The sequence below is a fragment of the Haloarcula amylolytica genome (assembly GCF_049705545.1).
GTDB lineage: Archaea > Halobacteriota > Halobacteria > Halobacteriales > Haloarculaceae > Haloarcula > Haloarcula amylolytica_B.
This window is the reverse complement of sequence record NZ_JBNAMU010000001.1, coordinates 2,098,474-2,125,023: the sequence shown is the minus strand read 5'-3', so window position 1 is coordinate 2,125,023 and position 26,550 is coordinate 2,098,474. Positions and strand designations below refer to the sequence as shown.

General features: G+C 62.6%; 33 protein-coding genes, 2 tRNA genes and 1 pseudogene. 17 read left to right on the top strand and 19 right to left on the bottom strand.

Annotation, left to right across the window (positions count from 1 at the left end; genetic code table 11):
• Positions 1–78: 78 nt before the first annotated feature.
• From ACOZ4H_RS11160 to ACOZ4H_RS11145, 4 genes are all read left to right on the top strand, one after another.
• The gene (locus ACOZ4H_RS11160) at positions 79–1,314 is read left to right on the top strand and encodes a digeranylgeranylglycerophospholipid reductase (RefSeq protein ID WP_424329344.1); all 1,236 of its coding nucleotides are present in this window, start codon (positions 79–81) and stop codon (positions 1,312–1,314) included.
• A 55-nt stretch (positions 1,315–1,369) separates the two neighbouring features.
• On the top strand, positions 1,370–2,083 hold the full coding sequence (locus ACOZ4H_RS11155) for an ATP-NAD kinase (protein WP_424329343.1): 714 nt from the start codon (positions 1,370–1,372) through the stop codon (positions 2,081–2,083).
• Positions 2,084–2,124: 41 nt separating this feature from the next.
• The gene (locus ACOZ4H_RS11150) at positions 2,125–2,586 is read left to right on the top strand and encodes a DUF7313 family protein (RefSeq protein ID WP_424329342.1); all 462 of its coding nucleotides are present in this window, start codon (positions 2,125–2,127) and stop codon (positions 2,584–2,586) included.
• A 221-nt stretch (positions 2,587–2,807) separates the two neighbouring features.
• Positions 2,808–2,984 carry a DUF7317 family protein gene (locus ACOZ4H_RS11145; protein ID WP_129755103.1) on the top strand — a complete coding sequence of 59 codons (177 nt, stop codon included), beginning with the start codon at positions 2,808–2,810 and terminating at the stop codon, positions 2,982–2,984.
• Between the two features lie 44 nt (positions 2,985–3,028).
• Here the strand turns inward: ACOZ4H_RS11145 and ACOZ4H_RS11140 are convergent, their stop codons facing one another.
• The 8 genes from ACOZ4H_RS11140 to ACOZ4H_RS11105 form a co-directional block, all read right to left on the bottom strand.
• The gene (locus ACOZ4H_RS11140; protein ID WP_151099315.1) at positions 3,029–3,298 is read right to left on the bottom strand and encodes a DUF7314 family protein; all 270 of its coding nucleotides are present in this window, start codon (positions 3,296–3,298) and stop codon (positions 3,029–3,031) included.
• Positions 3,299–3,308: 10 nt separating this feature from the next.
• Positions 3,309–3,608, bottom strand: a complete 300-nt coding sequence (locus ACOZ4H_RS11135) for a DUF7315 family membrane protein (protein WP_004592916.1) — start codon at positions 3,606–3,608, stop codon at positions 3,309–3,311.
• Positions 3,609–3,714: 106 nt separating this feature from the next.
• Positions 3,715–4,479, bottom strand: a complete 765-nt coding sequence (locus ACOZ4H_RS11130) for a cytochrome bc complex cytochrome b subunit (RefSeq protein ID WP_424329341.1) — start codon at positions 4,477–4,479, stop codon at positions 3,715–3,717.
• Between the two features lie 4 nt (positions 4,480–4,483).
• The gene (locus tag ACOZ4H_RS11125) at positions 4,484–5,287 is read right to left on the bottom strand and encodes a cytochrome b (RefSeq protein ID WP_004961742.1); all 804 of its coding nucleotides are present in this window, start codon (positions 5,285–5,287) and stop codon (positions 4,484–4,486) included.
• A 3-nt stretch (positions 5,288–5,290) separates the two neighbouring features.
• Positions 5,291–6,157 (bottom strand): ubiquinol-cytochrome c reductase iron-sulfur subunit, encoded by an 867-nt coding sequence (locus ACOZ4H_RS11120; protein WP_424329340.1) that lies wholly within the window; start codon positions 6,155–6,157, stop codon positions 5,291–5,293.
• 1 nt (position 6,158) lies between these two features.
• On the bottom strand, positions 6,159–6,578 hold the full coding sequence (locus tag ACOZ4H_RS11115) for a DUF7318 family protein (protein WP_424329339.1): 420 nt from the start codon (positions 6,576–6,578) through the stop codon (positions 6,159–6,161).
• Positions 6,578–7,234 carry a halocyanin domain-containing protein gene (locus ACOZ4H_RS11110; RefSeq protein WP_424329338.1) on the bottom strand — a complete coding sequence of 219 codons (657 nt, stop codon included), beginning with the start codon at positions 7,232–7,234 and terminating at the stop codon, positions 6,578–6,580. The genes ACOZ4H_RS11115 and ACOZ4H_RS11110 overlap by 1 nt, the downstream gene beginning before the upstream one ends.
• A 64-nt stretch (positions 7,235–7,298) precedes the next feature.
• Complete coding sequence (locus ACOZ4H_RS11105) at positions 7,299–8,204, bottom strand: DUF7319 domain-containing protein (RefSeq protein WP_424329337.1); 906 nt, start codon at positions 8,202–8,204, stop codon at positions 7,299–7,301.
• A gap of 87 nt (positions 8,205–8,291) precedes the next feature.
• Here ACOZ4H_RS11105 and ACOZ4H_RS11100 point away from each other — a divergent pair, with 87 nt between their 5' ends.
• Both ACOZ4H_RS11100 and ACOZ4H_RS11095 read left to right on the top strand, forming a co-directional pair.
• Positions 8,292–8,774, top strand: a complete 483-nt coding sequence (locus tag ACOZ4H_RS11100) for a DUF7321 family protein (protein ID WP_424329336.1) — start codon at positions 8,292–8,294, stop codon at positions 8,772–8,774.
• Between the two features lie 90 nt (positions 8,775–8,864).
• Positions 8,865–9,371 (top strand): universal stress protein, encoded by a 507-nt coding sequence (locus tag ACOZ4H_RS11095; RefSeq protein ID WP_424329335.1) that lies wholly within the window; start codon positions 8,865–8,867, stop codon positions 9,369–9,371.
• 15 nt (positions 9,372–9,386) lie between these two features.
• Here the strand turns inward: ACOZ4H_RS11095 and nth are convergent, their stop codons facing one another.
• Positions 9,387–10,070 carry an endonuclease III gene (gene nth / locus ACOZ4H_RS11090; protein WP_424329334.1) on the bottom strand — a complete coding sequence of 228 codons (684 nt, stop codon included), beginning with the start codon at positions 10,068–10,070 and terminating at the stop codon, positions 9,387–9,389.
• Between the two features lie 132 nt (positions 10,071–10,202).
• Between nth and ACOZ4H_RS11085 the strand changes: the two genes are divergently transcribed.
• Positions 10,203–10,742: a GNAT family N-acetyltransferase gene (locus tag ACOZ4H_RS11085; protein WP_424329333.1), complete on the top strand. Its 540-nt coding sequence runs from the start codon at positions 10,203–10,205 to the stop codon at positions 10,740–10,742.
• Here ACOZ4H_RS11085 and ACOZ4H_RS11080 read toward each other — a convergent pair whose 3' ends face one another.
• The gene (locus ACOZ4H_RS11080; RefSeq protein WP_424329332.1) at positions 10,743–11,198 is read right to left on the bottom strand and encodes a redoxin domain-containing protein; all 456 of its coding nucleotides are present in this window, start codon (positions 11,196–11,198) and stop codon (positions 10,743–10,745) included.
• Between the two features lie 205 nt (positions 11,199–11,403).
• On the opposite strand from ACOZ4H_RS11080, the gene ACOZ4H_RS11075 reads away from it, so the two are divergent.
• On the top strand, positions 11,404–11,703 hold the full coding sequence (locus ACOZ4H_RS11075; RefSeq protein ID WP_053968356.1) for a PRC-barrel domain-containing protein: 300 nt from the start codon (positions 11,404–11,406) through the stop codon (positions 11,701–11,703).
• On the opposite strand, the gene ACOZ4H_RS11070 is transcribed toward ACOZ4H_RS11075, so the two are convergent.
• Positions 11,700–13,166, bottom strand: coding sequence for a DHH family phosphoesterase (locus ACOZ4H_RS11070; protein ID WP_424329331.1), 1,467 nt, complete (start codon positions 13,164–13,166; stop codon positions 11,700–11,702). The genes ACOZ4H_RS11075 and ACOZ4H_RS11070 overlap by 4 nt on opposite strands.
• Before the next feature lie 256 nt (positions 13,167–13,422).
• Here ACOZ4H_RS11070 and ACOZ4H_RS11065 point away from each other — a divergent pair.
• A tRNA-Lys gene (locus ACOZ4H_RS11065) sits at positions 13,423–13,496 on the top strand.
• A 248-nt stretch (positions 13,497–13,744) separates the two neighbouring features.
• Here ACOZ4H_RS11065 and ACOZ4H_RS11060 read toward each other — a convergent pair.
• The 4 genes and pseudogenes from ACOZ4H_RS11060 to ACOZ4H_RS11045 form a co-directional block, all read right to left on the bottom strand.
• Positions 13,745–14,536, bottom strand: coding sequence for a YihY/virulence factor BrkB family protein (locus ACOZ4H_RS11060; protein ID WP_424329330.1), 792 nt, complete (start codon positions 14,534–14,536; stop codon positions 13,745–13,747).
• A 223-nt stretch (positions 14,537–14,759) separates the two neighbouring features.
• The gene (locus ACOZ4H_RS11055) at positions 14,760–16,217 is read right to left on the bottom strand and encodes an RtcB family protein (RefSeq protein WP_424329329.1); all 1,458 of its coding nucleotides are present in this window, start codon (positions 16,215–16,217) and stop codon (positions 14,760–14,762) included.
• 98 nt (positions 16,218–16,315) lie between these two features.
• Positions 16,316–16,720 (bottom strand): annotated as a pseudogene (locus ACOZ4H_RS11050) (archease); the annotation flags it as partial.
• Between the two features lie 74 nt (positions 16,721–16,794).
• A complete protein-coding gene (locus tag ACOZ4H_RS11045; protein ID WP_424329328.1) occupies positions 16,795–17,235 on the bottom strand; it encodes a GNAT family N-acetyltransferase in 441 nt (146 codons plus the stop codon).
• An 87-nt stretch (positions 17,236–17,322) separates the two neighbouring features.
• Here ACOZ4H_RS11045 and ACOZ4H_RS11040 point away from each other — a divergent pair, with 87 nt between their 5' ends.
• The gene (locus ACOZ4H_RS11040) at positions 17,323–17,547 is read left to right on the top strand and encodes a hypothetical protein (protein ID WP_058997647.1); all 225 of its coding nucleotides are present in this window, start codon (positions 17,323–17,325) and stop codon (positions 17,545–17,547) included.
• Positions 17,548–17,754: 207 nt separating this feature from the next.
• Here the strand turns inward: ACOZ4H_RS11040 and guaB are convergent, their stop codons facing one another.
• On the bottom strand, positions 17,755–19,239 hold the full coding sequence (gene guaB, locus ACOZ4H_RS11035; protein ID WP_424329327.1) for an IMP dehydrogenase: 1,485 nt from the start codon (positions 19,237–19,239) through the stop codon (positions 17,755–17,757).
• A gap of 412 nt (positions 19,240–19,651) precedes the next feature.
• On the opposite strand from guaB, the gene ACOZ4H_RS11030 reads away from it, so the two are divergent.
• The 6 genes from ACOZ4H_RS11030 to ACOZ4H_RS11005 all read left to right on the top strand — a co-directional run bounded on the left by ACOZ4H_RS11030 (position 19,652) and on the right by ACOZ4H_RS11005 (position 24,000).
• Positions 19,652–20,539, top strand: coding sequence for a DUF5794 domain-containing protein (locus ACOZ4H_RS11030; protein WP_424329326.1), 888 nt, complete (start codon positions 19,652–19,654; stop codon positions 20,537–20,539).
• A gap of 41 nt (positions 20,540–20,580) precedes the next feature.
• Positions 20,581–20,808 (top strand): DUF5795 family protein, encoded by a 228-nt coding sequence (locus tag ACOZ4H_RS11025; protein WP_424329325.1) that lies wholly within the window; start codon positions 20,581–20,583, stop codon positions 20,806–20,808.
• Positions 20,809–20,862: 54 nt separating this feature from the next.
• Positions 20,863–21,043, top strand: a tRNA-Trp gene (locus ACOZ4H_RS11020).
• A gap of 202 nt (positions 21,044–21,245) precedes the next feature.
• On the top strand, positions 21,246–21,926 hold the full coding sequence (locus ACOZ4H_RS11015; RefSeq protein ID WP_424329324.1) for a carbonic anhydrase: 681 nt from the start codon (positions 21,246–21,248) through the stop codon (positions 21,924–21,926).
• 432 nt (positions 21,927–22,358) lie between these two features.
• On the top strand, positions 22,359–22,628 hold the full coding sequence (locus tag ACOZ4H_RS11010) for a bacteriophage holin (RefSeq protein WP_424329323.1): 270 nt from the start codon (positions 22,359–22,361) through the stop codon (positions 22,626–22,628).
• A 25-nt stretch (positions 22,629–22,653) separates the two neighbouring features.
• Positions 22,654–24,000, top strand: a complete 1,347-nt coding sequence (locus ACOZ4H_RS11005; protein WP_424329322.1) for an APC family permease — start codon at positions 22,654–22,656, stop codon at positions 23,998–24,000.
• 307 nt (positions 24,001–24,307) lie between these two features.
• On the opposite strand, the gene ACOZ4H_RS11000 is transcribed toward ACOZ4H_RS11005, so the two are convergent.
• The 3 genes from ACOZ4H_RS11000 to ACOZ4H_RS10990 form a co-directional block, all read right to left on the bottom strand.
• Complete coding sequence (locus tag ACOZ4H_RS11000; protein ID WP_137682055.1) at positions 24,308–24,601, bottom strand: chorismate mutase; 294 nt, start codon at positions 24,599–24,601, stop codon at positions 24,308–24,310.
• Positions 24,598–25,476, bottom strand: a complete 879-nt coding sequence (locus ACOZ4H_RS10995; protein WP_424329321.1) for a shikimate kinase — start codon at positions 25,474–25,476, stop codon at positions 24,598–24,600. Before ACOZ4H_RS10995 ends, ACOZ4H_RS11000 begins: the two co-directional genes overlap by 4 nt.
• 123 nt (positions 25,477–25,599) lie before the next feature.
• On the bottom strand, positions 25,600–25,734 hold the full coding sequence (locus tag ACOZ4H_RS10990) for a hypothetical protein (RefSeq protein WP_424329320.1): 135 nt from the start codon (positions 25,732–25,734) through the stop codon (positions 25,600–25,602).
• 132 nt (positions 25,735–25,866) lie between these two features.
• Here ACOZ4H_RS10990 and ACOZ4H_RS10985 point away from each other — a divergent pair, with 132 nt between their 5' ends.
• Positions 25,867–26,550, top strand: a complete 684-nt coding sequence (locus ACOZ4H_RS10985) for a potassium channel family protein (RefSeq protein ID WP_424329319.1) — start codon at positions 25,867–25,869, stop codon at positions 26,548–26,550.

Genomic DNA, 26,550 nt, shown 5'->3' with positions numbered 1-26,550 from the left:
TGGGGCCGTCTTTACCCTTTCGAGAGCGCCGTCGGTGTATTCGGAAAGACTGATTACCGACAGGGAATACCCACAACCATGCGCGAGCGCTTTGACGTGGTGATAGCCGGAGCCGGGCCTGCAGGGGCGCAGTGTGCCCGTGATCTAGCGGAGCGTAACTACGAGGTGCTCGTTCTCGAAACCGAGTCCGAAGACGGGTTCCCGCGTCAGAGCAACAAGTCCACCGCCGGGACGTTCATGTCGGCGATGACGAGCTTTGCCATCCCCGATGACGTGGTGATGAACTACACGGACAACGTCGTGCTTGAGTCCCCCAACGACCACTACGTCCGCAACCAGACCGGGGCCGTACTGGAGTTCGCGGAGTTCAAACAGTGGCTCGTCTCGGAGGGCCGGGAGCGGGGCGCGACCTACCGCTTTGACGCCCGCGTCTCGGCCCCCATCATGGAGAACGGTGAGATCGTCGGCGTCCGCTACGACGGCGACGAGGAAGTGTACGCCGACATCGTCATCGACGCCACCGGCCCTGCCGCACCGCTGGCGAAGAAACTCGACGTGTGTGACCTCCAGCGCGACCACCAGGCTATCGGCGTCGAGTACGAGTTCGAGGGCGTCGAGGTCGACCACGATGACTACGCCGACCTCCGGGACGCGATGATGCTCCGCCTGGACCACGACCTCGCCCCGGGTGGCTACTCCTGGATCTTCCATACCGGCGACGACACGGCGAAGGTCGGCCTCTGTTACATCCAGAACGAGTCACACGACAAGTACGCGAAAGACGGGATGGGCATCGACGACTACCTGGAGTACTGGCTCGATTCGGACCCGAGATTCGACGACGCCGAGCGAATCGAGGGGACGCAAGCCCACCGCGGATCGGCCCACATCCAGCCACCCGATTCGATGAGCACGGACAACTTCATGGCTATCGGCGACACCGTCCCGACCATCGACCCGCTGTGGGGCGAGGGAATCCACAAAGGGATGAAGTCGGCCCGCGCGGCCGCCGCGACGGCGGATTCGGCGCTTACGCCGGCGGAGCCCGATACCTCGGCGAAGAACCTCTCTGTCTACGACCAACTCTGGCACAGCGAGGTGGCTCCGAAACACAACGCCCGCCTGATGATGACGGAACTGCTGTATCTCGCCCCCAACGAACGGTACGATCAGCTGATGAATGACCTCCGGAGCACCGGACAGGACACCCTCAGGCAGATTAACGGCGGCGACCGGCGGGCGATTGCGAAGCTAACCCACCTCTCCGACATGCCGATTCTCGTCGAATACGCGCGCCGTCGCCTCGATATTTGAGGGCGACCGCGCGAAGTGCGGCAGGTTTTTTTCTACCGGCCCGGACGTTCTGATGATGGGACTCCCCGTTGGTGTGGTCGGTGACGACGCCCTGGCAGACGTGCTTCGAGACGCCGGCGTGGCCGTTGAGCGGGGTGGTGACGGCGCAGTTCCGAAGACCGACCGGGTCGTCGCCGTCGGCGAGGACGCCGTCGCTGCCGTGGCTCGGGCCGACGGTGACCCGCTCGTGTTGCCGGTCGCGGCTGGACGGGGGGTCCGGTCCGTAGCAAGAGACGACGCTGTCGCCGCTGTGTCGGCGCTTTCGGACGCCCGCGTTGAGACGCATCCCGTCCTCCGTGTGACGATGCCTGACGGCTCGGTCGAACAGGCGTTCTGGGACGTGACCCTCGTCACCGCCGACGCCGCCCGCATCTCCGAGTTCACTATCGCGTCGACGGCCGACCGCATCGGCCAGTTCCGGGCCGACGGCGTCGTTATCGCGACAACCGCCGGTTCACCGGGCTACGCCCACCGCGTCGGCGGCCCGATTCTGGCGCCATCGGACCAGGCAGTGGTGGCACCGATCGCGCCGTTTGCGACCGACCCGGATCACTGGGTGTTGCCGGTCGCCGGACTCAGTGCCTCGATTGAGCGCGACGAGGCGACTGTCGAGTTGCTGGTCGATAACCGCGTATCGCGGACCGTCAGTTATCAGGAAAGCATCACAATCTCGCTCGGGTCCCCCGTTCGGACTGCCGTGGTCGACGAGAGTCAGTCCAGATTCGAGTGAGATTGGAAAGACACTAATGGACGGTGGACAGAGCTTTGCATATGCAGCCATCCGTAACGCTCTTTGGGCCACTGGATACCATTCTGGGGAGTCCTGCGCTCGGTGGCGCGCTCCTCATCGAGTACATCATCTTCGGAGTGGTGGTTGCCAACTTCCTGACCCGGCAGCTCGCCCACAGAAGCCACGTCAAACAGTACGAAAACGACGGTGCGGACGCGATCAGCCGCCACCCGGCACACACGTTCACCAACATCGCACTGGTCGTGCTGTCGTTTTTCTACATGACGCTCCACCACCACGGTGGGATGGTCCTGTCCGTGCTCGTGCTCGGCGCAGTCATCACCGACTTCTTCGAGTTCGAGTCACGAAAAGTCGAAGCTCGCCGTGACATTCCACTGGAACGGCCGAAGGGAGCCATCGTCGCCGCTCTCGTGATGTTCATGTATGCGGGCTACCAGAGCCTGTTCTGGGTCATCAAGGGACCCTGGAGCGCCATCGTCTGAACACGGTCTCAGTTTTTCCGACTCACTTCTCCGCTGGCGGCGTGCGACGGTAGCGCCGCGTGTATGGTCGGCAAATCACACGAGCTATTACAGCTATTGTCTAATTCTACCTCAGAAAAGACTACGTATGCGTAGTATAATCTAACAATATCAAGCGATCAGTCTAGAACTGGCCGAAATAGTTTAATACTCCAAAGGCGTTCGTGTCGTTGTAGACGAAGATGTCACACAGGTCCCTCACAACGGCACTGACACTGTATCGCGGGGAAACGCTCACGCTCGAAGAGGCGGCTACGTACAGCGGGGTGTCACCAACAAAATTCGCCGCGGCGCTTCGCTCACGCGGGATCCAGGTGCGTGACGAAGACGGTGCGCCAGTCGACCATACTGCGAACTGAGAGCGGCGTCTATCTCGCCTTCAGAGAACAGCTACTACGTACTGTTACGCCGACCGTTCGTTGAGGTACGTCTGGAGTTCACTGATCAGTGGGAGCACGACCCAGAAGGTCAGCGCGCCCAGTACCGCGAACCAGAAGAACGCGTCGCCCATGAACAGGGCGATCTGGTCGAACGTGGTCGGTTCCTCGATAGTAAGTTCGCCGGTGAGCTGTGCCCCCTCGAAACTCGGCGTGTTGTACCAGCCCTTGATGGTCATCCAACCCAGTCCGCCGACCATGAGGCACGCGAACCCCTTCATGAACTCGTCAGCCATTATCCGAACGTTAGGTAGCGTCGTCTTTAGACTTTCCCATTTCCTCGGTACGGAAGCGCGTGGAGAACGCGTAGACGACTGTGCCAGCGAGGATGCACGCGATTCCGGCGATCCCGACCGGAACGTCGATCTCCGAGGCGGGCGCTGACGCCCGCTGTGTCGCCACGTCGACGAGGATGAATCCGGCGACGACGCTGACGACCGCAAACAGCGTTGAAAACACCGTCACGGCCTTGTACACGCGCAGCGGGACCACAACGTCCCGCCGCTCCGAACCGTCTTCAGTCCCCGCTGACTGGTCCCCTGTCATCGTCATTACTAGGGACGGGAGCCACTTTACTGCGGCGAGACGAGGTCACAACGCTTGCGATGGTACCGAGCAAGAGGAGAAACGACGGAGAAACCTACCGATCGGGTTACTTCGGCGGCCGCAGCCGGTAGTACCGACGGTTGAGGTCGAACATGTAGCCCTCGCGCATCGTCTTGAGCACGGCGTAGGTGATGGTCGCGCTGACGATAGGGACGAGGAACGTCAGGTCGAACAGCAGGTGGGAGTCCATCGGGACGAGGTTCTTGATGGACAGTGCGGCGATGGTCAGGCTGAAGATGACGCCGGACATCCCGACGGCAGCCCAGAACGGCTGCTCGACGGGACGGCGGGCGGACCCCTTGTTCAGGAAGGGGACGATCGCGACGAAGCCGACGACCACGACGTTTGCCAGCACACCGTAGGTTCGGTCGGCCATGAGCTTCGAGCCGCCGAGGATGCTCAGGTTGGGGTTGAGCGGGCCGAGCTTGAGCAGTCCGAACGACCAGTAGAGATACCAGTCCGGCAGGATAATCGCCGGCGTCACACTGGAGTTCGCCGGGTTCGGCATCTCCGGGGGCAGCGTTGCCGAGACGAACAGGATCATGCCCACGAAGAAGGACGTCAGCGCGATGTTGCGCATCATCTCGTGGGGCCAGGCCGGGAACGCGAGCACGTCACGCTCGACGTAGTCCGACTGCTGGCGAAGGTCCTGGTCCTCGCGGCGCGCCCGCTCGAAGTACTCGTAGGTCAGCCGGGAGAGCCCCTGGGTCCGCTCCTTGCGTTCGGACCACGCGGGAGTCTCGTCGTCCGGCGAGACGATACCGGTGCCGGAACCGTCCGTGCGAACGTCGTCTGTGTCGTTGTCGCTCATAGTATTAGTGTGGTTCAGCGATCCCCTGCATCCAGACGATGCCGATGTGGACCGCGATGATAGCAGTCGTGATGAACGGCAGGAAGAACACGTGCAGGATGTACATGCGCTGTAGCGTAGCCTGCGAGAGCGTGAACCCGCCGAACATCAGCTGTGCGACCCACTCACCGATAAGCGGGATGGAGAGGGACATCTCGACGCCGATCTGGCCGGCCCAGAACGAGAGCTGGCTCCACGGCAGCAGGTAGCCGGTGTACCCGAACACCAGCGTCAGCGAAATCAGGACGATGCCGATGAGCCAGTTCAGTTCGCGCGGCTCCTTGTAGGCCCCGGTGAAGTACACGCGGAGCATGTGAAGGAACACGGCGGCGACCATAATCTGCGCGGCCCAGCGGTGGACCGAACGCAGGAAGTAACCGAGGTTGAGCTGGCCCATGATGAGCATCACCGAGTCATACGCGACCGTCGGCGACCCGTCGGCAGCCGCGGCGGCCGGTGCGTAGTAGAAGCCCAGCAGCGCGCCGGATATCGCGGCGACGATGTACGCGACTGTCGAGAACGACCCGAGTGCGTACAGTGGATACCAGTACCAGAACTTGTTGTCGAGGTTGTACTGTTCCGTGTGGCTCTTCGGCATCTGCATGTTGACCTTGTAGTAGAGATCTTCGAGGATCTCCAGGTAGTCAACGACGCGCAGGCGCTTGTCGAGCCAGATGAGCACGGTCAGGTACACCGATTCTATCGGCGTCAGCTCGCGCGATTCCATCCAGCCTTTGTGGTCGTGTTCGTCTTTGCGTTCGAGACTCATTGGTTACTCCGTTTTTGGTGGGCGTGGCAGCGCCACGAACGTCGATTGCACGGGACTGAACGGGTCGTACACGGACTGGTGGCACTGACAGTAGATGTCGTTGGCTGCGGCGAAGTTAGCGCTTCCCTCCTGTGTCTTGAACCCGGGCACACAGCAGAAGTGTGTGCATTTGTTCAGCCAGGCGATGAAGCCCTGATCGGTGGCCTCGGAGACGAACGACTGAACGCTTCCCGGAAGGTCCGCGTACTCGTCTTCGCCGTTGGCCATCTTCTCGACTTCGACCGATCTGATTATCTGCACCGGAGCGCCGTTCTTACCCTCGCTGTTGGTCCGCCAGACGACGCTCGCAGGCTTCCCGACACCGGGGTCACCGATGCCGTTGCCCCATTCCTTATAGTCTTCGAACATGTCGACCGTGAGTGGTTTGCCGGACTCGTACTCCCCTTGCCAGGAGAAGGTCCCAGTGTCGTTGAGGAACGTGCTGTTCCGGTCGGATTGGGGGTAGATAGCTGCGGTGCTCTGGATACCACAGTACTGGAACCACTGCGAGGAGTAGTCGATGCCACTCCCGCCGAAGTCCGGTGCAACGGCCGCACCGGCGTTCTCGTCGTACTCTGGCCAAAGCCCACTGATCTCGCCACCGTCGATTTCGATCGGGATGATCGGCATTCCCCGCGGGGCCGGTCCGGCGGTATTTTCGACAGCGACGAACGGGGTCGTCCCGCCACCTTCGCCGGCAGCGTCTGTCGTCGCGTCGACGGCTGCAGCGCCACCGACGCCGACGCCGGAGAGTGCCGCACTCCCGACGACGCCCTTTACGAAGCGACGACGGCCTGTTTCAGCCGGGTATTTGTCTTCATCAAGTGGCATATTATTTCTTGTAGTATGGATACACAGCGCGTTTGAATGTCTCTGCGAGTTCGTCGCCGTCCGCCACCGTCGTACCGTCGACGTCTTCCTGACGGATGTAGAGGTCCTCCCACTTCCGGCGGCGCTTCTTGACGATCATCACGTCGGGGAGGAACTCCTTGCGGTACAGCAGCATGATGAACGACAGGTCGATGAAGATCGCCGTCAGCACGCCACCGAGGAACATGTTGGCCTCGATGAGCCGTACCGTCAGCGTCGTCCCGATGCCGGACGCCCACCCGGCAATCATGCCGTAGGTGAACAGGCCGACGAGGCCGACCTGAATAACCGTCAGGAGGACGATGCCGACAGCCGCTGCTGTGCTCTCTCGTGGCGGTTCGTACCGGTGGATATCACCGTAGGTGGAGCCTTCGGATGCCATCAGTTGTTCCCTCCGCTAGTGTGGGGCGACTCGCCGTACTTCAGCTGGAAGAAGGTGAATATCAGCGGGATGATGACTGCGAGTCCAGCGCCGAACCCGACAAAGTGGGGCTGGATCGGGACGCCGGCGTAGTGTGGGTCGACTTCCACCGGACCGCCGCCGCCGATCGTCTGTGTCGGGTACTCCTCGCCGACGACGACAGCTCCCTTCATGTTGAGTCCCTCGTGGGGGACACAGATGTACGGGTAGATGCCGTCCTCCTCGAACGTGTGCTCGTAGTTGACGCCGGCACTGGACGTTGTACTGCCGGAGTCCAGCGGCCCGTCGCCGTCGGAGACGACGTTGTGGCCGCCGCCGTTGCCCGTCCACTCGAATTGGACGGTCGCGCCGTTGTCAACGTGGACGGCTGGCGGACCGAACCCGTACGCGCCGCCGTTGGCCTGCACGCCGACTTCGACAGTTACTGTGTCCTGCCCGGTCGCGTCGACGGTCGTCCCGTCGAAGTTCCCGACCGAATCCAGGAAACCGCCGTAGTCCGGGACGGTTTCGCCACCTCCGCCACCTTCCTCCTGTGCGGCGGCTGCGCCGGTGGCACTGAGGGTCGCCGCAGCACCGGCGGCCCCCCCTGCTGTCCGGACGAACTCCCGTCTGTTCATATACACTCTGGAATCAGGACTGAGTTTGTATAAACCCACCGAATACCACCCGCAGGAACCGTCATTACCCGGCTTCGTCAGTCTCGCCTGCCCCGTCTTCAGACCCCGTATTCTGCGGGTCGAGCTCCGGAACGAACTCCGGTCGTTCGCCGTCCTCAAGTCCGATGGCCCGCAGTCTGTCTCGGTACTCCTCGGCGCGGAACGTGTCCGAGAGCCTCGCGTTTGCGACGGTGAAAAAGAGGACGAGCGAGACGCCGATGAAGGCGACGCCGGCCACGACCAGCAGTGCAATGCTGGTCCCCCTGTTGCCGATGACGCCAGCGGTCGCAAGCACTGCGCCTCCCAGTAGGGCAATCCCGGCCAGGAACTGCGTCCCGGCAATCGCCTGTAGCATCCAGTTGCCGAGTTCGCCACCACCCTCGGGAACCGCTTCCGGTTCGGGAAGGGGCCTGTCGGGGACGTTCTCAGGCACGTCGTAGGAATCCATCGAACACAGCGCGACCGTTGGCTTCACGTCACGCATGACGGTCCCTTCCCCTTCGAGGCTCCCATCGGGATAGACGACCGCATAGCCTTCGTCGGAGTACGCGAGCACCCGCGGCGGGTCCCGGTGGCGCTCGATGCGGGCGAACACGTCGCGGTTTGCGACGCGGTTCCGGAGGTCCCGGGTGACCCTGTCGAGGAGTTCGTCGCCGGTGATCCAGGAGTCCTCATCGAAGGCAACGTCCCACTCCTCGGCGGTCATCTCGGCCATGTCCGCCGGGCCGAAGTCGTCGAAGTCGTACTTCTCTTCGACCTGCTTCCGGAGCGCCTCCGTGTCGAGTTCGTCGCCTGACTCGCCGTCTTCGGCCGTCTCACCGCCGTCGCCCTCGGCCCCGGGTTCGCCGGGCTCGGTTTCGGCAGTTACCGCGTCCGCAGGGGTGTTCCCGCGCTCGTCCTCCGTGGGAGACGTCGAGTCCGGGTCGGCCATTGCCCGGGTGTACGGACCGCGACGGCTTACAAGTTCTGACCTTCTGCATCCGGCAGTCTTTAGCGAGCACTGTCCCTAGGTCGGGCCATGGTGTCGGACGGCCTCGTGGCCACAGTCGTGTTACTGTCGGTGAGTCTCAGCCTCCCCTGTTTCCTGTACGGCGCGTACTACATCATCGAGACGGAGCCGGTCACCTGGGACGTGCTCGTCCATCATCTGAAGTTCGTCACGACGGGGCTGGTGCTGACCACCGTCCCGATGGTGTTCTGGATGATCCCACGCCTCCCGGACCAACTCGGTGGCCTCTCCGCTGTCCACGCGATGCTCGGCCTCCAGGCCTACGCGCTGCTCGCCTTCGGCGGGACGGGTATCGTCCGCATCTTCCGCGCGAAGCGGGAGCACGACCTCTACAACGAGTACGACGAAGACCTGTTACTGGACGAAATCGGCGACGAGACGTTCAGTCACTGGCGCTCGCGCCTCCGCATCGGCGTGTTCGGATACGTCATCTTCTGGCTGCTGGCGTATCTGGTCGGCGTCACTCGATACGCCCTCCGCTACGTGGCGTGAGTAGCATCGACAGCGGGTTTGATTCTCGGTTACTGCGAACAGACTAGATGTTTCATTAGTATTGCAGGTCCATCGCTAGCCGTGGTTCCAATGTACGAACACATCCTCTTTCCAACGGACGGTAGTGACGGAGCAGAAGCCGCGCTAGCGCATGCACGCAACCTCGCCGAAACACACGACGGGACGTTACACATCATGACCGTCCTCGATACGTCGTCACCCCATATCGGCATGACCGCCGCAGGTACGGAGGGGGCCACGACCGGCATGGTTGCGGAGGAGCACGACCCGTCGGAGCCGGGCATGGTCGGCGAGGAACACGATATCGATGCAACGCTTCAGGAGCGGTCACAGGCCATCGTCGACGCGGCGGCAGACGAAGTCGACGCAGTCGACACCGTCACCGCCGTTGAACGCGGCCCACCGCACAGCGCGATCCTCGACTACGCCGATGAGAACGATATCGACCTCATCGTCATGGGGACTCACGGCCGAACCGGCGTCGAGCGGTATCTCCTCGGCAGCGTCGCCGAAAAGGTCGTCAGAACGTCCGATGTGCCTGTTCTCACGGTGCGCCTCGGAGAGGCCGACAGCTGAAGCCCTCGCCCGAGGTTACCACGCCTCGCCGCTGGCGAGGTCGACTTCACTGTCGCCCTTCTCGGAGGGACAGATATCCGCGAGCACGCACGCCTCGCAGTCCGCGGAGCGCGCGCCACACACCGCTCGCCCGTGGTCGATGAGGAGATGTGTGAACTGTTGCCACTCGTCGCTGGGCACCACGTCGAGCAGGTCCTGCTCGATGGCCTCCGGCCGTTCTTCCTCGGTAAGCCCCAGCCGCCGCGAAAGCCGCTGGACGTGCGTGTCGACCACGATGCCTTCGACGATGTCGTGGCCGTGCTGGAGGACGACGTTCGCCGTCTTGCGGCCGACGCCCGGGAGGTCGGTCAGCGCCGACATCGTGTCAGGAACCTCGCCGTCGTGTTCCTCGGTCAGAATCTCACCGATCCCCTGGAGGTAGCCGCCCTTGTTGTTGTGGAAGGTGATGCCGTAGATGTCTTCGGCGAGTTGCTCCTCGGTGGCCTCGGCGTAGTCCTCGGCGCTCTGGTACTTTTCGAACAGGTCCGCCGTGACCTCGTTGACCCGCTCGTCGGTGCACTGCGCGGAGAGGACGACGGCGACCAGTAACTCGAGACGGTTGCTGTAGTTCAGCGAGATCGCCGAATTGGGGTATTCCTCGTGAAGTCGGTCGACGACCTCCGTTGCCTGTTCCTCGCGTGAATCCAGCGGCGTTCCCATACCTCTGGGCAGTGCTGGGGTCCCTTTGGCGTGTCGTTCTGCGCCGAGCACCTAGCCGACGGGCTATCCAAACATGCTACCAGCACTCATACCACGGCAACGGTCTTGTGTCAACCATGTGTCCGTTCCGGCATGCCCGGCCCAGTGTTCCTCCGCGGCGAAACAGTGACGCTGCGGACGATAGAGGACGAAGACGTACCGTTCCTGCAGGAGACAGTCAACGACCCTGCCGTGCGACACGGCCTCTCAGCGTCTCAGCCGATGACGGAGCAGGCCGAACGGGAGTGGCTCGAATCCGAGACCGGCCTCGATTCGGAGAACGCCCATCTGCTGGTCTGTGTCGACGGCGACCCGGTCGGAACGGTCGGCCTGATGGCCGTCTCGACCCAGCCGGGGACCGCCGAAATCGGCTACTTCCTCTCACCGGACGCCTGGGGCAACGGCTACGCGACCGATGCCGTGCGAACGCTCGCCGAGTACGGCTTTCAGGAGCGGCGGCTCCATCGAATGTACGCAAAAGTACTCGCTGGCAACGACGGGTCCCGGCGAGTGCTCGAAAAGGCGGGCTTCGAGCGGGAGGGGACCCTGCGGGACCACTGGTTCCGTGACGGCCGCCACGAAGACGTGTACATGTACGGGTTGCTGGCCGGTGAACTGGACCACGGCGAGTAGCTACAACTCGGCGAGGCCACGTAGAACCGTGTCGAGATCGGGCGCGCTCCCGCCCGAGTCGTCGAACGCTGTCGCCGCCCGAACGCGACACCGCTGGTCGACGAGGAATGCCGCTCGCTGCACGCTCCCGTCCTGTTTTCGGACGCCGAACTGGGTGGCGACGCCGTGGGTGTCGGCCAGCAGTGGGTAGGGGAGCGATAACGCCGCCGCGAGCGACCGGCAATCGTCGATACCTGCGGCGAGAACGCCAAAGACGGCCACGGCGTCCGACACGCTCGCCCAGTCTGTCTCGGCTAGCTCGCTGAGAAGGGCCCGCGAATCTGGGTCGTCGCCTGGAACGAACGCCACGACCGCCGGCGCGCGGTTCGTCGCAGCGGACAGCCGATAGGCACCGGCACCGCTGTTTGCGGTTCCCTGCAGGTCGAAGTCCGGAGCGGGGTCGCCAGGGTCGAGCATACCGAGCGAACGGGGAAGCGGCGCAAAAGTCCCCCGGTCATATAAGCGACTGCTGCCTGTGCAGAGAGGGTGATATCGTGGGATTGGAGCCAGCCCTGCTGTCGTTGTTTGGGAGTCCTGCGCGGTGTTCACTCCCCCCGAATCGCGGACGTTTCAGTCGCAAAGAAGCTTTATAAGCCGTCCGACCAACCACCGTCGTATGGGAATGGAGAATCTGCCACAGGAGATTACAGCCCTCGTGGGTCGCGAGGTGTATTCGAAAAACGGCGTGTTCGTCGGCGAAGTCGAGGATCTTCGGCTGGAACTCGACCGCAAGGAAGTGACAGGGCTGGCACTCCACCAGCTCAACACGGAGCTGTTCGACGAAGAGGTAAACGCGGCACGGGGTGTCATCATCCCGTACCGGTGGGTCCAGGCTGTCGGGGATGTCGTCATCGTCAGCGACATCGTGGAACGGCTCCGCCAGCCCGAGGCCGGCGACGAGGAAGAGGAAGTCCCAGCCTAGTTTCCGTTCGAACTCTCGCTACTGGAACTGTCGACGCCCATCGCTTCGAACAGTTTCCGCTTGACCGCTTCTTCAGTGAGTTCCAATAGGGTATCTCTGTTGTCGTCGCTCGTATCCAAGCCGGTGAAGATGCCGAGCGGTATCTCGACGCTGGCGTCGGTGGAGTGGCCCGCGGTCTCGCCCATCCCGCCGAACGCGTCCGACAGTACCTTGCCGATGTTCATCCGGATGTCCTTCGAACGCGCGGCGAGGTAGATGGTGTCATCAGCGATGGCGAACACCGCTGTAGTCGTAATCCCTTCGAGATTGAGGAGGTGCTGGGCCGCCTGCGCCAGCGCGTCGCGATCCCGGATGAAGCCGGCGTTGGAGACGAGGTGGCTCCCCTGGACCTCGCGGTTCCGGATCGCTTCGGCGAGCACGTCAAGCGTTTCCGGACTCATCGACGGCGATTCGACCTGTTCGAGCGTGTCGTGGTCGGCGAACGGGTACAGGTACGCCGCGGCGGTCAGGTCCGCCGGCGTCGTGTCCCGCTTGAAGTCCAGCGTCTCAGCGCGGATGCCGTACAGCAGCGCCGTGGCGACGCTCTGGTCGAGATTGAGGTCCAGTTCCTGGATGTATTTCGTCAGAATCGTCGACGTAGCCGAGATGTTGGGCCGGATGTCGGAGAAGGTGGCGTCGTGTTCCAGTTCGTGTTCGTGCTCGTAGTGGTCAACGACGATATCGACCGAATCGATAGCCGGTTCGCCGCCCTTGGCAACGTCCACCAGCGCGAACGTGTCGTACTCGTCGAGGTCGACATCCTCGTTCGAGGTCAGTTCGATACCGAGGAGATTGACGAACGCGCGGTTCTCCTGGTGGCCGATCTCGCCCTCGTAGATGATGTCGGCCTCCACGTCGCGGCTCGCGGCGATGGCCCGCAGCGCGGCGGCCGAGGCGATGGAGTCCGGGTCAGGCGACCGGTGGATGAGTATCGCCATGCGTTCCTCGGTCCCGTCGATGACGTCCCCGAGCTGGGAGGCCTTGTACTCCAGTTCACCGGTCTCCAGTGCTCGAAGTGCCGAATCGGCGATAACTGCGGAGGGGTTGATGACCACGTCCGCACCGAGCTCGGTGAGTTCGTCGGCCGACACGGGGTCGTCGGCGCGGGCGACGATGAACTGCTCGCCACCGGCCTCACGGATGTTTCGGACCGCCTCGGCGTTGGCGGCGACGTCCGAGGACATGATGAGCACCACGTCCCGGTCGGCGACAGTCTCTACGGTGCCCGTCTCGGAGATGTCCGCATGCTGTGCGTTGAGATCCTGGTCACGGAGCGCCTCGACTCGCCCCTCGTCCGCGTCGAGGATGAGCACGTCTTTCCCCTCCTCGACGAGTTCTTCCGCCACGGCGTGGCCAACACTCCCACACCCGAGGATGGCGTAGGTCGACATAGAGGCCATCGTGATGCCGCTGGCTGTACTCATTAGTATCTGTATCGCTTGGCGTCAAGCCTCTTTAATGCCAGCTATTTCTCCAACAACTGGGAACGGTCGCCTGCGAAGGTGGCTTGAGAGGCCGCCACCCGTCGTCTAGCGCGGACATGGTCGCTCACCCGGCCGACTCTCGTGGGCAGTCCGGCGCGCTAGCTGGCTGGTGTGTGCAAGCAACGTGAGACCGACCGACACGAGGCGTCCGAATGAAAACCTATTTTACCGGGCCGTCCAGAGCAATGAGTGCACTGGGCCGGTAGCTCAGTCTGGCAGAGCGACGGCCTCTTAAGCCGTCGGTCGAGGGTTCAAATCCCTTCCGGCCCGTATTCTTGCGCCGCGAACGAAACCGTGAGCGGCGCGAATTCGATAGGAATGGGTTTGAATGACGGCACGAGTGAGTGTCAACGAGCGAAGTGCAGGTAGTTCAAATCCCTTCCGGCCCGCTTTTGCGACGAACTATCTGTGAGGAGCAGAACCGCTATGGAGTGGATTTGAACCAGGGGGCGTGCACAGCGAGGCGACAGCTACGGGAACCATGTTGACAGGCTCACCGGCGGTTCGGGACCTTCGGCTCAGCCACTCACGTCGTACAGGTCGTCAGTGTCGGTGGCGAGCACCGCGTTGACGACGACGCCGACCATCAGAACAATCGCGGCCACGTAGGTGCTTGTGAGGATGAGGATAAGCCCGCTGAGGACGCCGTAGATCGCGTACTGACCGGCGTTGGTGACGTAGAACTGTACCACCGCGTGGATGACGGTCCAGCCCATAGCGGTCGTTATCGCGCCGGGGAGGGCATCGGTGAGCGAACCGGCGACGCGCGACGGGACCAGATACAGGGGAAGCAGCGTCACGGTCAGAACGACGAACAAGACGGCGAATCCGGCGACCACGCTCAGCAGGTCGGTCGCGAAGAGAGCCAGGAACACACTCTGAACGATAATCACGAGAACCGTGGCCGAGAGCGTCACGAGGACGACCACCGCATCGTACATCTGCCTCGTCAGGGGCTGTTCCGTCACCGCCTCGATGCGCTCGACGACGGTCAGGAAGCCGACACCGACGTTGGCACCGCTCCAGGCCAGGACGACCACGGAGAGGACCGTCGCCGCTGTGCGGCCCGAAGCCGTCGTCAGTCCCTCGTACACCAGTTGCTGCGTGTCGGGGGTGAGGAACTGCGCCTCCGAGGCCGAGACCACGCCCGCGAGTTGCCGACCGAAGACGATGAACACGAGCAACAGCACCGGCATGAGCGATATGAACGCGTAGTACGCCAGCGACGTCGCGATGTACCTGATGTCGCTCTCGTACGCGATACTGGCGACTGTCTTCGCGGTTGCTACCCACTCGGCTCGTCGCGCCATATCTGGACAAGGATGGAAGCAGGGAAACATGTTTGTGCCGAGATAACTGACGACCGGAGCGCGTTCCTGATTGCCCGTGAAGGTCCCACCGAGTCAAAATCGCGCCAGGAGGTGGCGTCGAGACGGAATCGGCGACCCCGGATTGTACTGTCGGCTGTAACTATTTCGAGATATTCGCCACCCCGGAGTGGCGAAATTCGTCACAGACGTACAGCCGAGAGTATTAGCCCTTGATGTTGCACACCGGATACGTCCGGGCCACCGTGTCGCCGATGCCCAGTGCCTCGGAAACCCGAACCACCTCGTCGACGTCCTTGTAGACCCCGGGGGCCTCCTCGGCGACGGTCGCCCCGCTCTGGGCCTTGACGTACACCTGCTGGCTCCGGAGCGCGTCCTGAACGTCGCCGCCCCAGAACTCGTCTTTCGCCTGCGTGCGACTCATCACGCGACCAGCGCCGTGGGCTGTCGAGCCGAACGACAGGTCCATCGAGCGGTCACCGCCCCGGAGAACGTAACTACCGGCACCCATGCTGCCCGGGATGATGACCGGTTGGCCGGCGTCCCGGTACGCCGCTGGCACCTCAGGGTGACCGGCCGGGAAGGCGCGCGTCGCGCCTTTGCGATGGACGTACAGCTCCCGGTTCTCGCCGTCGACGGTGTGGGATTCCTTCTTGGCGATATTGTGGGCCACGTCGTACAGCAGGTTCATGCCGAGTTCCTCCCACGGTCGGTCGAACACGTCTGCGAACACCTGCCGAGTGCGGTGCATGACGAGTTGACGGTTCACCCACGCGAAGTTTATCGCCGCACACATCGCGCCGTAGTACTCCTCGGCGAGCGGTGACCCGGCTGGGGCTGCGGCCAGCTCTCTGTCGGGCAGGCGCTGTAGGAGAGGCTGGTGTCGCTGCTCGATGCGGCGGAGGTAGTCGTTGCAGGTCTGATGGCCCAGCCCCCGGGAGCCGCAGTGAATCAGGACGACCACCTGGTCAGATTCGAGGCCGAACGCCTCGGCCACATCCTGGCGGTAGATGTCGGTGACGCGCTGGACTTCGAGGAAGTGATTGCCGCTGCCCAGGCTCCCGACCTGGCTCTTCCCGCGGTCCTTGGCGTCAGCCGTAATCGCCTCCGGGTCCGCGTCCGGCCTGCGGCCCTCGTCCTCGCAGTGACGCAAGTCGTCCTGGACGCCGTAGCCGTTCTCGACGGCCCACTCGACGCCGCGGTCGAGTATTTCATCGATAGTTCCCCTGTCGGTCTCGACGACGCCGCCACCGCCCAGGCCCGACGGAATAGCCTCGAACAGCCGATCTACCAGTTCTTCCTCTCGGCCGCGCAGATCATCGTACGTGAGGTTCGTCCGCACCATCCGGACGCCGCAGTTGATGTCGTACCCGACCGCGCCCGGTGAGATACAGCCGTCTTCGGCATCCGTCGCGCCGACGCCGCCGACGGGGAACCCGTAGCCCTGGTGCCCGTCCGGCATACAGATGGCCGGCTCGACAATCCCGGGGAGGTGCGTCGTGTTCTGCAGTTGCTGGAGCGTCTTGTCCTCGGCGATCTCTTCGAGCAGGGCTTCGCTGGCTAACACCCGGCCGACGACTCGCATCTCCCCCTCGCGTGGCAACTCCCAGACGTTCTCGCTGACCTGTTCCAGGGTGATGCCGTTTGTCTGGAACGTTGACATACGTCTAGGTGGACCGCACAGGGGAGTAATCCTTTCCCCGAGCCAAGCGGCCGGTCGACAGTGCCGGTGGCGTCACCCCGAACCGAACGGCGGTCAGACTCGAAGACGACGTACACCCGCCAGCCACCGTCCGCCTCCTCGACTGCCATCTCCGAGTACGTGACAGCCTTGATTTCCCGGGCGCTCACTCGCGCCAGTGGAACGCCCCGTGCCGTGGCGTCGACGGTCCACTCCCCGTCCCGTTCTGCGACGGTCGCCTGATTGTCGACCGGGAGTTGGTTTCGCAGGTCCCGCTCGAGGAGCAGTTCGTCCAGATACTCGAGCAGCGCCGCCTCGACGTGCTCCGCGGTGGTCGAGAGCGAGAAGCGCTCGCCCGCGTCGGGGATGTCGTCACACTGCGCTGCGGCCATCCCGTCGGCAGCAGCGGCAAACGCGTCACCGAGCGTGTCGCCGGTGGCTTCGACGGCCACGTCCGCAGTGTGGGCCTGTAGCTCGTAGCTCATATCGGGTTCTCTCGTCTGCGGCCGACTTTGCTGTTCGGTCCGGGGACTGTCCGTCGCTCCCGTTTGTGGACGGGTCAGCCGTCCAGTCGCTTTCGCATCTCGACGTGTGGGATGCCGGCTTCCTCGAACACGTCGCTGACCGTCTCATAGCCGAGTTGTTGATAAAAGGCCTCGACGTGGGTCTGTGCGTGGAGTTTGAGCGCCGTCGCACCGTCGTCGCCAGCGGCGTCCTCGACGGCTCGCATCAGTGCCGAGCCGACACCAGTGCCCCGGTAAGGCTCGCGGACCGCGACCCGCTCGACCTTTCCCACTGCAGGCTCGGGGAACCGGAGTCTGGCGGTCCCAACTGGATACTCGCCGTCACGGGCCAGAAACTGGACGGCGTCCGAATCGTTCCCGTCGAGTTCCTCGTCCTCGGAGACGCCCTGTTCCTCGACGAACACCGCGGTTCGGACGGCCGTTGCCGCGTCTTCGAACTGGTCCCAGGTCCCAACCTCGACAGCGTAGTCGCTCATGCCCGCGGCTTCGGGCGGGTCCCCTGTATGTGCTGTTACTGGGAACCGCCGAAACCATCAACACAGATGCGGGTGTAGCGAGCATGCATGACCTACGATTACGCTCGCGACCACGAGCACGAACTGTCGGCGGAGTATCTGTACGCCTCTGACGCGGAGGTTCTGGGTATCTACGACTCCGATGACTCTCTACAGGTCGACGTGGCGGTCATCTGCCCCGAATGCAGCGAGACACTTCGTCTGGAAGCGACCGTCGATAAAGTCACGTCGTCCGGGACGGAGCTCCCGCTGGACGAAGACTACTACGACTGACCGGCGTATCCGCAATAATTTTTTCCGCGGCGCGAGTACAGGCGTCCGCTATGTCCGACTTCGACACATTCGAATGCTCGAACTGTGGTGAGTCGTTCAAAGCGTATCCCGACGCGAACGCGGCACAGAAGGAAGCGTGTAGTCCGGCCTGCGAAACCGCGGTGTAATCGGCTGCGGCTTTCTGCGTTCCCCCTCCGGTCGTCAGCGTTAGCTGTCGGGGCTGTAGTTGGGCGCTTCGTCCGTAATCATCACGTCGTGCGGGTGGCTCTCCTGCTGTCCGGCCGCGGAGACCCGCACGAACTCGGCGCGCTGCTTGAACTCTGGGATAGTCTCAGCCCCGACGTAGCCCATTCCGGACTGCATCCCACCGACGAGCTGGTGGAGTTCGGAGGCCAGCGAGCCCTTGTACGGTGTCGCGGCTTCGACGCCTTCGGGGACGAATTCCTCACCCTCCTCGTCGTCCTTGAGGTAGCGCTCGCCGCCGCCCTCGTTCATCGCGCCGACGCTGCCCATCCCGCGGTACTGCTTGTACTTCTTGCCGTTCATCGTGATGACGCGGCCCGGGGCCTCGTCGGTCCCGGCGAAGTAGGAGCCGAGCATCACCGCGTCCGCACCCGCGGCGATGGCCTTGATGGCGTCGCCGGAGTAGCGGATGCCACCGTCGGCGATGACCGGCACGTCGTGCTGGCTCGCCACGTCGGCGACCTGCGCGACGGCGGTGATCTGGGGCATTCCCGCACCGGTGACCACGCGGGTCGTACAGATGGAGCCGGGACCGATACCGACCTTGACGCCGTCGGCGAAGTCGACGACAGCCTCGGCGGCTTCCCGGGTGCCGATGTTACCGACGACCACGTCGGCGTCTACTTCGGCCTTGATCTCGCGGGCGCTCTCGATGACGTTCGCGTTGTGGGCGTGCGCACAGTCGATGAACAGGATGTCAGCGCCGGCCTCGTCCGCGACCTGCGCGCGGTCCATCTCGAAGGGGCCGACGGCGGCACCACAGCGGAGCGAGCCGTCGTCTGCGCGGGCGGCCTGGTCGTACTCGCGACGCTGGAGAATCCCCTGCATCGTGACCAGTCCGACGAGCCGGTTCTCGTCGTCGACGATTGGGACGCGCTCGATCTTGTGGTCGTACATCAGTTCCAGCGCCTCACGGGGCGTCACGTCTTCGGGGGCGGTGACGACTTCGTCGGTCATCGCGTCCGTGACGGCGTCGTCCTCGCCGACCTCCAGATACGGCCGGATGTCCGTCCCGGAGATGATCCCCAGCACTTCGCCGTTGTCGTCGTCGACGACCGGCGCGCCGGAGACGCCCTCGTGTTCCATCATCTCGTCGACCTCGCGGACGGTCTGGTTCGGGCTTGCCGTCACAACGTCGCGGATGATGAGCTCGTCGGCGCGTTTGACCCGCTCGATCTCAGTCGCCATCTGATCGGCGTTCATGTTCCGGTGGAGGACGCCGATACCGCCCTGTCGCGCCATCGCGATCGCCATGTCGCTCTCGGTGACGGTGTCCATCGCCGCGGAGACGACGGGAACGGTCAGCTCGACCGACTTCGAGACCCGCGTCGTCGTGTCTGCCTCGTCCGGTTCGACGCGGGACTCCTTGGGTCTGAGGAGCACGTCGTCGAACGTCAGCGCCTCCGGTACTCGGAGCTTCTCTGAGAAAGGCTCGGAATCGTTCGCCATGTAAATCGTCCACGACGACCCGGCAAAAACGTTGCGAGACTCGACGCTACATGGGGTTCGATGCCACACTCGTCGCTGGTTGCCCCTCCAGAAATCTTCCCCTGGGACCTCACTTGTCAGGTATTTCCCTCGAGGGTGAGACATTCGTCCACAAACGGCGCTCGATTCCGGAGAAACGGTGGCGCGTGTGCCCAGTTCTCACGCAACGGTTATGTGGGAATGAAGGATAATTAAAAACATGCGACTCACCGAACCCGCACGGAACGGTACTGCCCGTCAGACGACGCCTATAGCGTCGGGCAACACAACGTTCATGCGGTTCGGTAAACAGTTCTGGCAGTTCTGTCATGCTCGTCAGGACCGAGCGAGAATCCCCCGACGGGAGTTGGGTCACGCTCGACCGTAACACGACATGAGTATCTCCAGACACCCGATTGCGCTCGACATCGAGCAGCAGGTCGGCCGCGGCGGCCGGCTCTTGGCGACCGTCATGGGCCTCCCGTTAGTCGACGGTATCTTCCCGGTGCTCGTCCTCGCGGGGGCGCTGTCGACCTGGACCGGCGTCCTCGAAGTGGGCCTGCTCGTCTTCGGCGGGTCGGCTACCGTCGCTGTCGTGCTGGCCGAACTCGAAGGCGGTCCCCGTCAGCAGGCGCGCTCGGTGCTCATTATCGGGGCCGTCCTGTTACCGGTCGCCCTCATCGAAGCGGCGCTCGCGCCGACCATCGCGGGTATCGTCGAACTGGCGACCCTCGAGCGGTTCGCCGGCCTCGTCATCCTCGCCATCGCCGCACAGACCGCAAGCGCCCGGATCGGCGAGTATCTGCCGCGTCCAGCCGTCATCGTCGTGCTCGGCCTGCTGGCGAGCCTCGATCCCGCCGGCGCAGAGCTGGTCACCGCTATCGAGCCCGGCGTCCTGCTCCGCGCGGCCGCCACCACCGGCGTCGGCATCGGCTTCGCTCTCGCCGTCGCGCTGGCGAGTCCGTGGCTCCGCAACGCCGTCGACATCGACCGCTTCCGCTTCGGCAGCGCCGTCGCGCTCGGCGTCCTCGCCCTCTCTGTCCTCGGTGTGATGCCAACTGACGCGCCGGTGGCGCTGGCCGTGCTCGCCGTCACGGCGCTGTTGTCGTTCGACCCGGAGAACGCCCGCACGCGCCACACGGAATACCGACCCGACGCCGTGGATCTCACCGCCGCCTTCGCCGACGGCGGCGCGTCCCAGGGCGTCGCCGCCGACGAACAGACCGATGACGGGGCCGCGGTCGAGTACGAGCCCGATCAAGAACGCGCCCCGTGGCTGTGACGAGGGAGAACTTTTAGGCCCATCAGGCCCGGCTGTCCGGTATGAGCGACAATCGCGTTGTGCAGGGCCGGATGCAGACCCCCGAGAGCCTGGCCGAACTCATCGAAGGCGAGAGTGTCATGGACGCAGAGCCCATCGAAGACGCAGACGACGACTGCCCCGAATGCGGGGAAAACGTCATCTCCGTGGGGTACATGCCCTCTGCGCTGGAGTTTGTTACTGGGTATAAGTGCCAGGAGTGCGACTGGTCGGACACCGACCGCGACTGATCGCCGTCTGCCAATCGAAATCCCTTTAATGCGAGTCGGCTTACGCCGGAGTGCGGGGTCGTGGCCTAGTCCGGGAAGGCGGCTGACTCCAGAGGCCACGCGCCTGGGACGACACTTCGAGGGCTGATATACTGAGCGGCCGGCTGATCACCGGTTCGCGACGATGACCCTCTGGAGTTCCGAGGCGCAGGACGGAGATATCAGCCGATCGGGGGTTCAAATCCCTCCGACCCCATACTGTTACTCGTTCAGAGCTATTTGCTCGTTGGTTTCATCGACGTACCGCGTGTAAAGCTGTTCAAAATCCGTTCTCGTAGCGTACCTTTCGCCCATCCGAAGCTTTCTACGGACCAAATCGAGTGCAGTCGGTATCGAGTTGGCAAGTCAACACTGCCCAAGTCCAATGAGTTTACTTCATGGCGGCTATCTGCCCACGCATGAGCCAGGTCTTGCACGATTTACTTGCCGGAAACGCCGATCACGCGGCGGAGTTCCGGGACCGGTTCGACAGCGTCCAGAACTCGCAAACGCCCGATGCTGTCACAGTCTGTTGCTCCGATTCGCGGGTCCTCCAGGACCACATGTGGGGCAACAGCGAACCGGGGCACCTCTTCACGTGTAGCAACATCGGAAACCGAGTCATCCAGCGGACCGCGTCCGGCGAGGCGGTGTCCGGTGACGTGTTGTATCCTATCGAACACACGATGACCGAAACTGCTGTGGTCGTCGGCCACACCGGCTGCGGGGCGGTGACAGCGACCTACGATGACCTGACGGACGGTCTCGACGAACCGGCGGGTATCGATCACTGTCTCGGTGTTCTCAAGCCCCATCTCGAGCCTGCACTGGAGCACCTCCCCGATGATATCGAGCGGGCAGCGGCCATCAACCGACTCGTCGAGTACAACGTCGACAGGCAAGTCGAGTTCCTCCGCAGCAGTGACGACGTTCCCGATGCTGTCGACGTGTTCGGCGTCGTCTACGATTTTCAGGACGTGTACGGCGGCCGACGGGGTGAAGTCCACGTCATCAACGTTGACGGAGAAACCGGTGTCGACGAGCTTCGAGCGGCACATCCCGATATCGACTCACGGATCAACCGTCTCTGGGAGTACTAGCCCCGCTACCGATACTCGCGCTGTTCGATCTGTTCAGTTCTATAGCTCACGTAACACGGACGTGTGTCCATCTCCGGTGTCCGATTACCCCGCTTGTACCACTGTGATCGGGATCGACGACCCGACATCGCGAACTCCCAGAGGCCGCATGTGAGTAGAGCCGATCCCGATTCGTCTCTACCCGCTCGTGAGAAGGGGTCACAGTAGATTCCAAGTCCGGCATATAAGTCAATAGGACCCTTCTAGAGTCATTCGGCGACTGTATTGAGAACCAGTCTCCTGATCCGCGTCGTTCTTGCTGAGTTACTCCGAGTTATGAAACGGTCGCTTCAGTTACTGAAAAGTAGCTCACTACCTGTAGTCAAACAGTACTGTTACCAAACAATGGGAAGGAGATTAACTGATTAAGTAGGGGCCGACGAACCCGTAATTATGAGCGACCTGAGTACCCGTCGTGTTGATGGAAAAGCACTTGGAAAAGCAATGGGGTCGCTCTGGGCCGGAGCCGTTGTTGTGCTCGGACTGACTGCACGTCAGGGATGGGGTGATGAGTGGCGCGATCTCCTCTCCGATGTGTATCTGGGCTACGACTCGACTACGCGAGGATTGGTAGTCGGTGGTGTCTGGGCGTTCGCAGATGGGTTTGTCGGCGCATATCTTCTCGCCAGTTTATACAACCTGTTCAGGAACTCCGAAGACTAGGCCAAACGACTGACCACGATCTCGTATGACCTCGCTTCGCTCCCTACTACGGCGAAATCGTTCAGAAAAGCTCGGTCTCGTAGAGGTGATCGCGATGGGCGTCGGGGGCATGGTCTCAGGCGGGATCTACGCCGTGCTGGGTGTTGCGATGAGACAAGCGGGCAATGCCGTCCCGCTTTCGTATCTCATTGCGGGCGTCATCACGCTCCTCACTGCGTACTCGTATCTCAGACTCACGTTGCACTATGAGGAACACGGTGGAGCGTTCACGTTCGTCGAACACGCAACGGACAACGTGCATATCGCAGGCCTCGTTGGCTGGGTTCTCGTTGTCGGGTACATCGGCGTGATGGCGATGTACGCGTTCGCCTTCGGTGCGTACACGCTCACTGCTGCACGGGCTATCGTCGGGATCGAGCTACCACAGTTCCTTCGTCCGATCATATCGGTTCTCATGGTCGGGGCCTTCGTCGGGCTGAATCTCTCCGGCGTTCACGAGACCGGTCTGTTCGAGGACATCGCCGTCTACATTAAAATCATCATCCTGTTTTCGCTTGCCACCCTCGGGATAGTCTTCTACGGGGGAGATCCCACCTCGATTGACTTTTTCAATAGAGGACATCTCAGCCCCATCACGGGCTTTGCGATTATTTTTGTCTCGTACGAAGGCTTTCAGCTGCTGGTCTACGACTACGACGACATCGAAAACGTCGAGCAAACACTACCGATCGGGATGTACATTTCAATCGCAATTGCCATCCTGATTTATGTCTCGGTGTCGTTCATGGCCACGCTCCAGCTATCCCCCGAACAACTCATCGCCCACGAGGAGACGGCACTCGCAGCCGCTGTCTCGAACATTCCACTTTTGGGCGCTGTCGGGTTCACGCTCGTGATTCTCTCGGCGATGAAAAGCACATCTTCAGGGATCAATGCAACGCTTTTTGGCACCTCCCGGCTCGTCCACGAGATCGCAACAGAAGGCGCTATTCCCCGGTTGTTCTCCTTCCGGAACCGCAAGGGAATTCCCGTCTATGCGCTGTTGCTGATGGGCGGGCTGACTGCGGCTTTCACCGCACTCGGGACGCTCAAGCAGATCACCGAATTCGGCTCGGTTGCCTTCCTGATCGCTGATGCCGTGGCTAACTTCGTTAACCTCCAACTTGCTGACGAAACGGGATCGAACCGCCTCTTTCCCGCACTCGGCCTCGTCGGTACCGTGGCCGCGATACCGATTGTCCTCTATCATCTCTATAGAACTGACATCGAAATACTGCTCTGGATCGTCGGTATCTTCGGCTCTCTCTTTCTGCTCGAGTTCTTTTATATAGAGCGCCATCCGTTTGATCCCGAGGGCCACAACGAAAGGTGATAATTCGTATATCACCTCATTCCGGTTGAAGGGAGTTCTTAGCACGGCATATTCCCCTATCCGGCAAGCCTATTCTGGAATATACCGCCGCCGTTAGACCTCTTGTCTACCGAGTACGCTCTGCCGAACTTATCGCCCGTACTTGGCACGCTGTTTCTGACAAGGGAGAAGGATAGAAGAACTCTCAGCGCTACGTCACTCATCTGTCTTTAGCGAACGACTGTACTCTCCACTTCCGATGCTTTCTACTTCGGCCACGTTTGATGAGGAACTGTAGATAGAGCGTCTGAAACTCCCTGGAGTCCGACTATCTGCTTTCTCTTTGTTCGACCTTGTTCAGTTCGATCAGGAGCCGGAAGATCGCTTTCACGAGATTCGCGTCAACGTCGAACTGCTCGGCGTTGTCGCCGGCCCGATCCATGACGGCCTGCTCCTGCTGTTCGTCGGTCGTCGGGAGTCCCTTCTCGTCTTTGACCTGTGCGATGGTGTCGGCCACGTAGGTTCGCTGTGCGATCTTCTCGACGATTTCGCGGTCGATCGTCCGGATCTCGTCGCGCAGTTCGTCCAGCGACATGTCCTCTGGGTTCGGATTCGTGCTCATACTGTGTGTGTTCCCTCGGTTTGTGTCGTCGTCAGCCAGGTCTCTCCGGGTCGCTCGTCCCAGGCGTCCTGTACGGCTTCGAGTGCGGCCCGCTCGCCAACGGCGGTAAACGACGGCCCCGTCCCGGACAGCGAGACGCCCTCGACGTGCTGGAGTGCGTCGAGTACCGGGTCCGTCTCGAAATCCAGTGCGGCCGAGAACGCGAGGCCGTTGACCGTCATAGCTCGCTGATAGTCGCCGTCAAGCGCGAGGTCCTCGACGAGGCGGGCCATCGGCGCAATCTGGCGGCATCGCTCGACATCCGCGTCAGCACTAAAAGACTGTTCCGGCGGCGTCCAGACGAGCACGTCCCAGTCGATTTCGTCACGGCCTAGGAGCGCGTCGTCCTCGTTGTCGGTGACGGTGACGCCGCCGAGCATCGACGCCGACGCGTCGTCGAAGGCCCCGGTGACGGTGACGCCCACGTCGCGGGCCGCCATCACGCCGAGGCGGGCCATGTCCTCGCGGCTCATTCGCTCGGTCGCGTCGAGCGCGTCGAGCGTCGCCATGACGGTCGCGTTCGCGGCCGCGCTGGAGCTTTTGAGACCCGACGCCATTGGGACTTCGCTCTCGGTACAGACGGTGCCGCCGGAGACCGCCGGGACACCGACGTTCTGCGGGCCGCCGTGGGCGTCGATGACGTACTCGACACACCGTTCGATGAGCCGCGTGTCGGCGTCCGGAGCGCCGGCGACTTCGCCGGTGACGCCGTCGGTTTCAGTCGAGAGCGTGACGGTCGCTGTCGTGTACTCGTCGATAGCAAACGCCGCACCCCGGCCGGTCGCGAGCGCGTTGAGGACCGTCCCTGCTGCGGGCGCTGCTGCCTTCCCTTCCATCGACGTGTACTCCCTCGCGGACCTATTTACTAACTGCGATACCCCTGTGGGTCGCATCGGCCGCGGCAGCCGCAGCGACCGTGTTTCAATTCGATACAGGGGCGTCCGGCGGCAGTACCCGGCTCAGGCCGGGAACAGGAGGTACGGAACGATGAACAGAAGTAGGAACATGAACAGGAGGATGAGGCCGTACCCGGCGAGCGTCCCGGCGGCCGTCAGCCAGGCCGGATGGTCGAACTGCTCGGTGAGGTGTGTCATACCGAGAGACTCAACCGGTGGCAGTATAGTGGTTTGGGAGCGGAACGGGCACGACGGGTCGAACTGCCACGGTGTCCCGCTTGTGACCGAGAACGGTAGTCTTTCAACCATCGGTTCAGTACACCGGCAAAAATGTATATTGTCATCGTCGGCGCCGGTGATATCGGATCGCCGCTGCTCGAGATTGCGACGGCAGGCGGCAACGAGGTCGTTGCCATCGAAAGGGACGAGGAGCGAGCGGAACGTGCGTCGAGACAGTACGACTGTCTCGTTATCAATGACGATGCGACGTCGAAAGACACGCTAGAGGACGCCGGTGCGGACCGTGCCGACGCGCTCATATCGACGACTGACCAGGACGCGACGAACATCATGGTCTGCCTGCTGGCACAGGAACTGGAAGTCCCGGACATCGTCTCAGTCGTCCACAACCCCGAGCACATGAACGTGTTCCGCCAGATCGGCGTCAACACGATGCAGAACCCTCAGCGGCTCATCGCCGAATACCTCTATCGGGCCGTCAAACGGCCGTCTATCGTCGACTTCATGCGAATCGGCGAACAGGCTGAAGTGTTCGAGATAACCGTCATGCCCGGTGCGCCGATTGCGGGCAAGACGTTGCAGGAGGCCAATACGGAAGGCCTCATCGGCGGCCAGACGCTTATCGTGGCCATCGAACGCAACGGCGATGGCGACCCCATAACACCCCGCGGGGATACGCGTATCGAGCCGAACGACCTCCTCACGGTCTACTCGGGAAGCGGTGCGACGCCGGAGGTAACCGACATATTCGGTCACTCTGAGGACCACAGCTGA